Origin of the sequence: Marinobacter sp. UBA2498 (genome assembly GCF_002341575.1) — a bacterium.
GTDB lineage: Bacteria > Pseudomonadota > Gammaproteobacteria > Pseudomonadales > Oleiphilaceae > Marinobacter > Marinobacter manganoxydans.
Genome location: NZ_DDOI01000019.1, coordinates 1 through 10,468, shown reverse-complemented (window position 1 = coordinate 10,468; position 10,468 = coordinate 1). Strand labels below are relative to the sequence as shown.

Sequence of the window (10,468 nt, the reverse complement as noted above, 5' to 3'; positions counted from 1 at the left end):
CGGCCACCACGCCCCGGCCGGTTTCTGTGTCCTGTTCGGCATTGCTCGCGCTGTCCGCAACCCGGTGCGCGCTTTCGGTGACTTCATGAACCGCCTCAACCATCTGGTTCATGGCTTCATTGATCTGGCCGCTTTCTTCCATCTGACGCGCAACCGCTTCGCTGTTGGCCGCAGCGGTGTCATTGACCCGGGTGGCCTGCTGGTCTACGTCCGCCGTCGTCCGGCTGACAGAGCGGATCAGCTCGGCAATCCGGTCGGTCATGTTATTGAATTCCGTCGTCAACTCGCCCAGCTCATCGCGGTTGCGCAAACTGATGTGCGTGGTCATGTCGCCGGCGGCAACGTTCCGCGCGGCTTCGCTGAAGCGGTTGATGGCAGTACGTACGGACATGAAGAAGCCGATGTAGAGATAGACAACCACAAGCAGCACGGCGATCAGGGCAACCACGATCAGGCGACGCTGGTTGATCTCACTCTCGAGCCGTGCGCGAAGGTTCGAGTCGACCACGCTGAAGGCAGCCGTCTTGACGTCGTCGTAGTGGGCCAACTGCCCGGACATCAGATCGTCGTATTCGGTCCAGGGCATTTCCAGACGCATGGGCGTTATCACGTTCAGATCCAGATGATCCCGAACCACCATCAAACTCTCGTCAACCCGTTGAATGGCGTTGCCTGCCTGATTGGCAAGGGCCGGCGATGCTTCAGAAGCAAGAGCCAAGGCCGGTGAAAGCAAGGAGGTGCGATTAGTCAACTGGTCATAGATTTCGTTCAGGGTTTCGCTCAGGGCGTAACCTACCTGCCCCTCGACCAATGCGAAGATTCCGTAGGATTTTGCCCGACCGATCACGGTGCGTGCAGCCGGGAGAGAGTCCTGGACCAGGCCCAGAATCAACTGGTTTTCTCTTGAGGCCCCCTGCCCCAAACCAGAGATTTCAATGGTGGCCGAAAGCAGCGCCTGTGCCTTCTGGACGAATTCCTGATAATACTTGAACTGAGGATCGAAGCTGCCCTGATAATTGTCATCGGCCCGCAATGCTTCCCACTCCTGGCGAAGGCCTTCAACCTGATCGGCCCAGGAGCCAGTCGTATCGAACGAGCGCTCTTCTGCGGTCAGAGCCGCCAAAAGGCTATCAATCTCAGTGGCCGCTTCTTCGGAAACTGCGGTAATGGCACTCTCATCCTTGATGATCGCCGGTGAGCGATAGTCTCGATAATCCATCGCCGCATCCACCAGCCGATCCACTTGCTGGAGTTGCTCCAGCCCCTCGACACCCCGGGTCATGGTCTGAACCGAGCGATTCAGCTCGGAAATGGCAAGCCAGGACAGCCCGCCAATTGGTAAAAGGAACAGAATGCTGATGAGACTGAACTTGTAGACCATCGGGAGCCGGTTCATCAGGGCAATGGCAGGATTAATGAGTTGCTTCACAGGGACCCTCGTGCTGGCAAACAACCACTGAACGTTAATTCTTTTCTTCTATTGTCGCCTAAAGTCTTAAAAACTTAAGCTTTATTTGTTGTTAAACCGTAATGTTTTATAAAATCCGGGCTAAACGACGCCGGAAATAACCAGCAGGGCGAGTATGCATATCCATACCAGCATGCTTCTGTTCAGCAGATCCCTTACCGCTCGCAGACTCCTTCCCCCAAACGCTGTCCACTCATCCGGGTGAATCCGGGAAAACCTCGCTGGATCCAGTGCATACCCGGTTAACGACCCGTTGGCCGAAATCATGAGTACCTCGCCCGCTTTTTTGGAGATTCCGGTCAGAGTCTGGCGAGTTTCACGCAGCCACCCGGCCAGATCTCCGGCAATTCCGAACGTTAACGACAAAAGCCTGGCAGGAATCCAGCCGGCAAGGTCGGACATTTTTGCAAACCTGGGCCTGGCCGGCGCCTGCGGCCATTGCTCGGCGAGCGCTACCAGCCCACGCGCCAGGACCGCGAGACCGATACCGCCAACCACATACCAGAAAGCCACCAGAAAAAAGCGCTGGAACACCGAAACCATCAGTGCCTTGGACAGGGAGAGGTGCATGGCCTCGGGAGACACTGCGGCTCCCCGTTCATCGGCCGGAAGAAGGTCTTTCACATGATGCCAGGCCGACTGCATGTCTCCCCGATGCCACGCCTCCGCATAGGCCCGCAGTACCTGTCGCCAGCCCGGCGTTCCCATAAGGACGACCAGCACCAGGAACTCCAGCGGGTAAGCCGCCATTCTCCAGCCAGAAGACACCAGCAGGTATTCCGCAAGCCCAAGTATCAGGGCCGGCAACAGGATCAGTGCCAGCCCGGTTGCTATCCCCGATTCATGGCCCGCCCTGACCCTGCTGCCGTAGCGGAACCAACGGCGCCAGACCTCATCGCCAGACAGCATGTCCAGGGAATCCAGACGCCTGCGTACCATGTAGGCCAGAAGAAACACAACGAATACCATTCAGACGTTCCTCCCCGATCCTCGGACTATTTCCAGGGCTGACCGGAAATACCGCCAGTCAAAAGCCGGGCCGGGATCGCTCTTCCTGCCGGGCGCAATGTCGCAGTGCCCGGTAATCCGATTGGCCGTGATATCCGGCCAGGCCGTCATAATCAGGTCTGCCACTTTCGCCAGCATGCGATATTGCTCGGTGGTGTAAGGGTTGTCGTCGGTCCCTTCCAGCTCAATCCCGATGGAAAAATCATTGCATTCCTCCTGCCCTTCAAAACACGATCGGCCGGCATGCCAGGCCCGATCAAGCAGGCTGACAAACTGCACCAGCGCGCCATCGCGGCGAATCAGCAGGTGCGCAGACACCTGGACGCCCTCAATAGTCTTGAAGTAGGGGTGCGCAGAATGGTCGAGTTGGTTGCAGAAGAAGTCTTCTATTTCGCGGCCACCAAACTGGCCCGGAGGCAGGCTGATATTGTGGACGACCAGAAGAGAGATGCCCGCTCCATCCGGACGAGGCCCGAAATTCGGCGAAGGGGTCCAGCGGGCGAAGGAAATCCGCCCGGTTTCGCGAAGCGAATTTCCATCGGTACCGGAGGCGGAAGGGCGTTCGGAAAAAACGTCTGAATCGGGCAAAGTAATTCCAAAAGTTTCAGAGCATTACAGCCTCTGATTGAATCACAAAGTTGCCACGGTTGCTACGAATCAGTCCTTGCGGCTGCTGCGCAGGTTGTCGATGATCGACTCCAGTGCCCGGTCGAAGATCAGACCATCATCCAGCATGCTGATTTTCCCGGATTCCATGTCGGCGGCCAGTTCCTGACGCAGATACTCTGCCACCTTCGCGCCACTGCGATTCACAAAGATATATTTGCCAGTGGCCTTGATAAAGGCCGCAAGCTTACAGCGCACCCGGGTTTCGTCGCGGGTAAGTTCAATCCAGGAACCCACACGCAGGCTTTCGGCCTTTGACAGCCACTCTGGAGATACTGAAGCAGTCTGCGTTTCAGCGTCCGCCTGGGAGGCAGCCTCGCTGACCACAGAAACAGGCACTTCAGGCTCGGCCGGCGCGGGCGTTGCTTTGACAGCGTCTTCGGCCGCCGGCTCAGGGGGCTCGACGGGCTGCTCAGCAGCGGGTTCCGGAACGAGCAGATCCTCTGGTTCCGAAGGTGATTCCGGCCTGGACGGAGCCGTCACCAATCGCTGGAAAACGTCCACATGGGCAAGTTCAAGGTCGCGAATGGCCGCATCGGTGGCAAACGGGTCCCAGGAAATATCCTGCAGTGCCTTGCGAAGGTCGTCCACAATGGCCGGTATTGCCCTCAGCAGATCTGACCTGGTGGTATCAGTGACCGGGCGCGGATCCACGCTCCAGACCAACTGCTCGGTCAGGTTCCGGGCGTGCTGCCACCGGTCGCTTTCCTCGCCCTCCCGGAGGACAACCCATTGCAGGTACCGGGTCCAGGCTTCGCTCAGGAGGCCGGCAACCGGTTCGGGTACGTCCCGCTCCTCTGTCAGCTCCTTAACCAGGCCTTCCGCCGCCTGGGACGCCCGCTCCTGTCGAGCCCGCCCTTCTTCAGCATCCCGAAGACGTTGCTCGACGAGCTCACGACGTCGGCGATCGAGATCCATGAAGTGGCTGAAATCTTTCAACAACTCCTCAAACAGAGAGACGTTGGTAGTGAACTCTGTCAGAACCCGATCTACCACCGATTCGATTTTGTCCCGAAGCGGGTCTCTTTGCCCGACCTTCTTCTCGGTCCAGCCAATGGCCGAGAGTGCCAGCTCGTTAAGCAGTTTTCGAACCGGGTGGCCGCCCCGATTGAAAAAGTTCTTGTCACTAAGCGCCACTTTCAGCACCGGAATCTGCAGGCGCCCGATCAATGCTTTCATCACCGGATGCAGTTGGCGATCTTCCAGAATAAAGTCGAACAGCATGGAAACCAGATTGATCACGTCACTGTCGACCTGCCCAACGCTCAGGCTGTTGCCATCGCCGGAACGCAGGATGGGTTGAAGCTGCTCGTTCAGAGGTACAACGGTACCTTCACCCCATTGCCTGCTGCTCGACTGCGCTTCAGTCAAACGGGCCATGAGCCTGTCGGTATCAATGTAGCTTTCGCCGACCGGAGATCCGCCAGTGACAGCATTAGACTCACCGCGATGCAACAGCGCGCTGAGCTCCGAGAAAGTGGCCTGTGATTGAGACATACCCTGACTCTCGCTGGCAGAATCCGCCTGACCGCTGGCACTGGTCGGCACTGAACTCTCTCCTGACCCACGTTGACCGGAGCGGGAGGGCACCTTGCCGGTGGGCGGTCGTTTCATATCAGGCATTACGCCTTCACTGATCAAGGTGCGATTGGCTTCTTTGTAGAAATCACCGAGGGTATCGGCAAGCAGGCGATCAAACAGCTTCAGAACCACCAGCTTGGCCCGGATATCAATGTCGAGGTCGGCACAGGCCTCGGCAACACCGCCACAGATGATTTCAGGGCTCAGCGGCATTTGTGCGTCTTTCAGCTCGATGCCCGGCACCAGATGCCCGACCCGGACGGTAAGCAGACGGATCTGCTCGGTATAACGGTTCCGGAGTTTATTTATGAGATTGTCGACTGCCACCTGCTGCTCAAGCTGGGAATGGTCGACGAGGCTGAGAGAGTCCTCGTCAACTTCATCCAGCGACCTGGCACTTTGCTGGGGCTGGAACCTGCCGATTTCATTGAAAGCCTGGCTGACATACTGGAGGATCGAGACCACCATGGCCTTGCGACGAAGCCTGAGCTCCCGCATGGCATCAAAGTAGGCGGTCTGGTCGAGGTTGGAGCCGGCTCTGTCGGCGAGTTCAAACAGGGCATCATCGGCACGATCGAAAAAACTGGCAAGAACGGACTTGAGGGACTGACCCGATGCGTCACGCAGGCGCACAAGGGACGCAGGCAAAGAAAACCGGGCGGGCGGTTTCTGGCCTGAAAAGCTGACAACCTTGTTATCGTGCACCATCTCGCTGCTCCGCCTTGTATTACACAATTGCCTGTTTATTTCTCCACTTCACATGATACGAGCTGCCCACGTCAGGTTGTGTCAGAATTTGTCACCTTTTGTGTAGACCTGACGTGCATCACAGTTTAGCAGCCCTGCCCCAAGAGTTTGGCGATTCACCAGCGGCGCTTTAGAATTGGCAGCCTGAAACGCCGACAACCCACTGCACCGGACTTTTTGCCCTATGATTGCCCCTGAACTCCTCCGCCAGGCCAGAATTGAAAACGTTGCCCAGAGTCTGCGGGAGGACATCGGCGATGGCGACATCACGGCCAGACTGATACCCGCCGACAAACAGGCAACAGGGCGGGTAATTACGCGGGAAACCGCCATCGTCGCGGGCAGGGAGTGGGTGGACGAGGTTTTCCGACAGGTGGATCCGGCCGTTGAGCTCGACTGGCAGGTTGCCGATGGCGAGACCGTGTCGCCGGATCAGGTGCTGTTTACCATGCAGGGTTCGGCACGAAGCCTGCTAAGCTCCGAACGCGCGGCTCTGAACTGGCTCCAGTCCCTGTCTGGCGTTGCGACCGCCTGCGCAGGCTATGCCGCCCGGGTTGCACACACCGGTGTTCGACTGCTGGATACCCGTAAAACCCTGCCCGGTCTGCGCCTGGCCCAGAAATACGCTGTAACCTGTGGCGGCTGCTTCAATCACCGGATCGGGCTGTGGGATGCCTTCCTGATCAAGGAAAATCACATTGCCGCCTGCGGCTCCATTGCCCTGGCCATTGAAGCCGCCCACCGGATTGCACCGGGCAAACCGGTGGAGGTGGAAACCGAGAACCTTGACGAGCTGGAGCAGGCCCTTCTAGCGGGTGCAGACATCATCATGCTGGATGAGTTCTCACTTGAAGACATGCGGACCGCGGTCGCTACCACGGGTGGCAAAGCAAAGCTGGAAGCATCCGGGGGAATCAATGCCGACACCTTGGTGCCGATCGCCGAAACCGGCGTGGACTTCATCTCGATTGGCGCGCTGACCAAGGATTTGAAGGCTGTCGACCTGTCAATGAGACTGGACTGATCACTCCCCGCTAAGCAGGCGGTCGATCACCTCCAGCTCCCGAACCAGCCTGCTACCGGACTCCGGTCGCCCCCGGAAATGCTCTTCGGCCATCGGCGCTATGCCGGAGGCCGAGGGCAACGGGTGGTCATTTTCGATAATGATCTTCATTCTTTCCACAAAAACAAATTGCAGCCACTGGGTAAATTCCAGCGTATCGATGCAAAAGGGCTGCGCACTCTGGAACGCCTCGTCCGGTGGCGGCTCTGACTCCCAGAGCCCCAGCTGCCGCAACTCCATCTCAATGTTCAGAAGGCAGTCCGCAACCTGCCCGACCGGGTTACCGGATTCGGTCATATCAGTCTCGCTTCAATCGTTAAGCGGCTCAAGCTCCACGGTTTCGCCATGCAGAACCCGGAACAGGTCCTCGTACTGGCGCGTCAGCGGGTGCTTGGGTGCCATGTGAATCAGGGGCTGCCGGCTCTGGTGGGACTCTTTCATCTTCACGGAACTTGAGAGACGCACAGGCAGAACCGGCAAGCCCTCCTCGGTAAGCTCCCTGACCAGCTGCTTGGGCAGGCTGGCCCGCGGCTGGAACTGGTTGGCAACAATCCCTTCGACAACAAGATCCTCGTTGTGATCTTCCTGCAGATCACGAATCTCGTTGAGGATGTTGTACAGCGCCTGACGGGAAAAATCGTCACAGTCGAAGGGTATCAGGCAGCGCTGGGCTGCAATCAGGGCAGACCGGGTATAGAAATTGAGCGCCGGCGCGGTATCGATGTAGATCGCATCGAAGGATTCACCCAGTTTTTTCAGGGCTTCCCTCAGCTTGTATATCTTGTGCTTGGCCTCCAGCTTGCGCTCGAGAAAATCCAGCTCCGGGCTGGAGGGCATCACAAACAGGTTCTTGAACGGTGAGGCATGGACAAATTCGTCCGGACGGCGATTGAACACGGTAAAGGCCACCGTCTGCTCCAGCATATCCGCAACGGTGTCCTTGAGCTCGCTGGCAGGCTTGCCCAGCAGATAATGGGTGGAGTTTCCCTGCGGATCAAGATCCACGACCAGGGTGCGCTTTCCACGAGCGGCGCTGATAGCTGCGAGATTGCACGTGATACTGGACTTGCCGACACCGCCTTTCTGGTTGAATACCACCCGTCTCATATTGCCTCTCCCTTGATGAATCCGTTATCGATTTCTGCCCTGCGATGAACCCATTCCAACTCACCACCCCATCACTGTCTTCACAAACGGAATAGTAAGCCGCCGCTGTGCCTGAAGTGAATTTTCATCCAGTATATCCAGAATCCCCAGCAAATCACCGAGCCTTCGGGGCGCCCGGCGCATTATATAGCTGGCCACATCATCCGCCATCACCAGGCCACGTTTCTCGGCACGGGCCCTGAGAATGGTCAGGCGATCCTCATCCCGGTAAATACCCAACTGGATGATCAGCCCGTGACTGAATCTGGAGACCAGATCCGGCAACTCAAAGGGCAAACTGGCCGGCAAATCGGCCAGACTCACCAGCAAGAGGCCGCCTCGATCGAGAATCCGGTTATAGAGATGAAAAATGGCCTCTTCCCAGACCCGCTGGCCTGCGATGCGGTCGACATCGTCAAGACAGACGATCTCATGGGTCTCAAGCCCCGACAAGGCATCGGGACCAAAAGGCTCTAGCTCTGCGATGCTGATACACACCGCTGCCCTGCCCTGCTTTTCGCCCAGGTGGCACACTGCCTGTAGAAGATGGCTCTTGCCGGTATCGGCATCACCGCACAGAACAACGACAGGCATATCATCAGGTTGCTGACAGACGCTTTCAAGACGCTGGGCTGCGCTCGTGTTCCGGTCGCCATGGAAATTGTCGAATCGGGCGTCGTCACGCAGCTTGACCCCGAGCACCAACTGGGATGCGGTCATGGCCGGGTAGCCCTCCAGGCCCGCAAGCCCCACACAAACAGGTAATGCCCCCCGCTGAACACGGTGAAAACAGCCACCAGGATAATGCCGGCATCCACCACCCAGGGCTGCATCGGCAGGTCCGCCAGAAGCACGATGATGGCCAGGGCTACAAGAATCTGGATAAACGTATTGATCTTGCCGGGAATGCTGGGCTCCATATCGTATCGACCAACCTTGTAGTGGTAGGCCAGAGCGCCGACCACAATCAGCAGATCACGCCCCAACACCAGCAGAAACAGCCATACGGGCAGAACGGCGGTGAGAGTAAGCATCAGGTACGCGGTGATCAACAAGGCCTTGTCGGCGAGAGGATCTGCAATTGCACCAAGCCTGGAACGCCAATTGAAATGGCGGGCAAGGAAACCGTCAACCGCGTCTGTGCCGGCGGCCAGAAAGAATATCAGCAACGCTCGGCGATAATCTCCGATCAGTAACGCTCCCGCGAAGGGAGCGATCAGAAGAATGCGCAGGAACGTCAGGGCATTGGGAATCCAGCGCCAGCGGTGCAAATTCAAAAGACTCCCTCCGGTTACACCTTATTCGCCGCCATCGCTCCCGATGACAGAAGACGGTTGCCAACGATAATACAGAACCTGGTACAGGGATTCGAACGCCTCCCTGGCATCTTCCTCATCGACGGGCACCGGCTGATAGGTAAACAGGGCAGTCTCTTCAGACGCCTCCGCAGAGGTTTGCTGATCCGGGCCAGCCGGCTGCGATACCTCGCTCTCGAGCGCCTCTTGCGGGTTCGGCCCAGACGACGCCACCTGGTCCTCTGCTGTGCGGGCGGTAACCGGAGGTTCTGCCGGAACGTCGGCCTCCATTGGAACGAAGCGCGGATCCAGGGCGATGTACTCCCGCAGCTGGTCCAGCTCACCGGAGAAAGCCACCCGCAGGGTCAGTTGCTCGTCCCGTACCCGATGGGCACCAACGCTAACCACGGGGGTCAGTCCTTCCAGCACCTTATTGGCGCCGGCATAGTCTTCAAGCGACGTAACGCCACGCAGCACAATGTCCACCTGGGGCGAATCGCCCACTTCCGATGCAGCAACCGCGTATCGGCTGGCGTATAGCTCCGCCCAGCGGTTTATCGTCGCCTCCGCCAGCGCTTCCGGGGTATCGGCGGTTACCGACTCTTCCCCGGCATTCATGGCCATACCATCGAAGACCCAGCCGGCACGCCATTGCCCGCCAGCACGGCTGACCCGCACCAAAGCGAGCACATCATGGTCCAGATTCCCGGATGCAGACTTCACCCGACCAATAAACTGCCCCCAGATATCCGAGAGCAATTCGCGGTCAGAGCTGAAATCTGACGGGGGCAGCGCCACGGGCAAGCCACGCTTTCTGGCCGCCTCATCGAACGCAGCCCTCCAGGCTCCTGCGTCTTCCTGACCAGAGCCGGCCCCGGGCCGTGTTACGAGTGTTCTCGAGCCACGATCCTCGGCAGCAATCCAGGCCAGCGTGAGCGGTCTGTTGGCACCCCACACCGGCGCATCAATTGCAGCCAGCGCGCGATTCACGCCAACCGCTCCGAAGGACATGCTCAGAACACTCTGGCCGGACTCGCCACGGGCAACCTGATAGGAAAGAAGTAACGACTCGGCATCGGACAGCAGGGCTTCAACGCCCTCCATCGCCAGTACGTCTCGGGTACCGGAAACCCTTACCAGTACCTGGCTCAGCCCGTCTGCATAGCCCTGGGCGAGTTGACCCGGCGAGGACCCTTCCACTGGCACCTTTACCGAATAGAGACCGGAAACCGTCACCGCAGTCGCCTGGGCGGAAAACCCAGCCAGCAGAATGGTGAACATCGCAACTACCCACGCCCCGGATACAGACCTGTGTGCCGGCTTTTGCCCTGATACTGACATGAAACACCCTGCAATTCGCATGAATGGCGCATAGGATACACCATGCCCCAAGGTGTGAGTAGCGGCCCCGGATTTCGGAAAAGCAATATACATTTGGAGCGCCACACCGCACCTGTTAAAATCCGCCGCCTGACCCACTGGCCAACGGTTAAG

The 10,468-nt window shown here is 58.3% G+C and carries 10 protein-coding genes; 1 reads left to right on the top strand and 9 read right to left on the bottom strand.

Annotated features, from left to right (window positions below):
* The 4 genes from B2W52_RS01935 to B2W52_RS01920 all read right to left on the bottom strand — a co-directional run.
* Window positions 1-1,429 (bottom strand): methyl-accepting chemotaxis protein (locus B2W52_RS01935; protein WP_286801081.1); only part of this gene is annotated, 1,429 nt, incomplete at its 3' end.
* Window positions 1,430-1,549: 120 nt separating this feature from the next.
* Complete coding sequence (locus B2W52_RS01930) at window positions 1,550-2,437, bottom strand: histidine kinase (RefSeq protein WP_273071021.1); 888 nt, start codon at window positions 2,435-2,437, stop codon at window positions 1,550-1,552.
* Window positions 2,438-3,064 carry a 1,6-anhydro-N-acetylmuramyl-L-alanine amidase AmpD gene (ampD, locus tag B2W52_RS01925; RefSeq protein WP_273071022.1) on the bottom strand — a complete coding sequence of 209 codons (627 nt, stop codon included), beginning with the start codon at window positions 3,062-3,064 and terminating at the stop codon, window positions 2,438-2,440.
* Between the two features lie 69 nt (window positions 3,065-3,133).
* Window positions 3,134-5,431 (bottom strand): DUF1631 domain-containing protein, encoded by a 2,298-nt coding sequence (locus B2W52_RS01920; RefSeq protein ID WP_286801079.1) that lies wholly within the window; start codon window positions 5,429-5,431, stop codon window positions 3,134-3,136.
* Between the two features lie 223 nt (window positions 5,432-5,654).
* On the opposite strand from B2W52_RS01920, the gene nadC reads away from it, so the two are divergent.
* On the top strand, window positions 5,655-6,494 hold the full coding sequence (gene nadC, locus B2W52_RS01915) for a carboxylating nicotinate-nucleotide diphosphorylase (RefSeq protein WP_219119829.1): 840 nt from the start codon (window positions 5,655-5,657) through the stop codon (window positions 6,492-6,494).
* On the opposite strand, the gene B2W52_RS01910 is transcribed toward nadC, so the two are convergent.
* The 5 genes from B2W52_RS01910 to B2W52_RS01890 are packed head-to-tail and all read right to left on the bottom strand — an operon-like array spanning window position 6,495 to window position 10,255.
* Entirely contained in the window at window positions 6,495-6,830 is a 336-nt protein-coding gene (locus tag B2W52_RS01910) for a YqcC family protein (RefSeq protein WP_008172829.1), read from the bottom strand.
* A 12-nt stretch (window positions 6,831-6,842) separates the two neighbouring features.
* Window positions 6,843-7,640 (bottom strand): ParA family protein, encoded by a 798-nt coding sequence (locus B2W52_RS01905; RefSeq protein ID WP_008172831.1) that lies wholly within the window; start codon window positions 7,638-7,640, stop codon window positions 6,843-6,845.
* Window positions 7,641-7,700: 60 nt separating this feature from the next.
* A complete protein-coding gene (gene hda, locus B2W52_RS01900; RefSeq protein ID WP_008172833.1) occupies window positions 7,701-8,399 on the bottom strand; it encodes a DnaA regulatory inactivator Hda in 699 nt (232 codons plus the stop codon).
* Window positions 8,396-8,956: a CDP-alcohol phosphatidyltransferase family protein gene (locus B2W52_RS01895; RefSeq protein WP_286801078.1), complete on the bottom strand. Its 561-nt coding sequence runs from the start codon at window positions 8,954-8,956 to the stop codon at window positions 8,396-8,398. The genes hda and B2W52_RS01895 overlap by 4 nt, the downstream gene beginning before the upstream one ends.
* 21 nt (window positions 8,957-8,977) lie before the next feature.
* Window positions 8,978-10,255: a DUF2066 domain-containing protein gene (locus B2W52_RS01890; RefSeq protein WP_286801076.1), complete on the bottom strand. Its 1,278-nt coding sequence runs from the start codon at window positions 10,253-10,255 to the stop codon at window positions 8,978-8,980.
* Between the last annotated feature and the right edge of the window lie 213 nt (window positions 10,256-10,468).

What these genes read in the sequence shown, in the direction of transcription:
- B2W52_RS01930 (WP_273071021.1), bottom strand. Translation starts at nt 2,437, where the DNA reads ATGGTATTCGTTGTGTTTCTTCTGGCCTACATGGTACGCAGGCGTCTG.
- B2W52_RS01920 (WP_286801079.1), bottom strand. Translation starts at nt 5,431, where the DNA reads ATGGTGCACGATAACAAGGTTGTCAGCTTTTCAGGCCAGAAACCGCCC.
- nadC (WP_219119829.1), top strand. Translation starts at nt 5,655, where the DNA reads ATGATTGCCCCTGAACTCCTCCGCCAGGCCAGAATTGAAAACGTTGCC.
- B2W52_RS01910 (WP_008172829.1), bottom strand. Translation starts at nt 6,830, where the DNA reads ATGACCGAATCCGGTAACCCGGTCGGGCAGGTTGCGGACTGCCTTCTG.
- B2W52_RS01905 (WP_008172831.1), bottom strand. Translation starts at nt 7,640, where the DNA reads ATGAGACGGGTGGTATTCAACCAGAAAGGCGGTGTCGGCAAGTCCAGT.
- hda (WP_008172833.1), bottom strand. Translation starts at nt 8,399, where the DNA reads ATGACCGCATCCCAGTTGGTGCTCGGGGTCAAGCTGCGTGACGACGCC.
- B2W52_RS01890 (WP_286801076.1), bottom strand. Translation starts at nt 10,255, where the DNA reads ATGTTCACCATTCTGCTGGCTGGGTTTTCCGCCCAGGCGACTGCGGTG.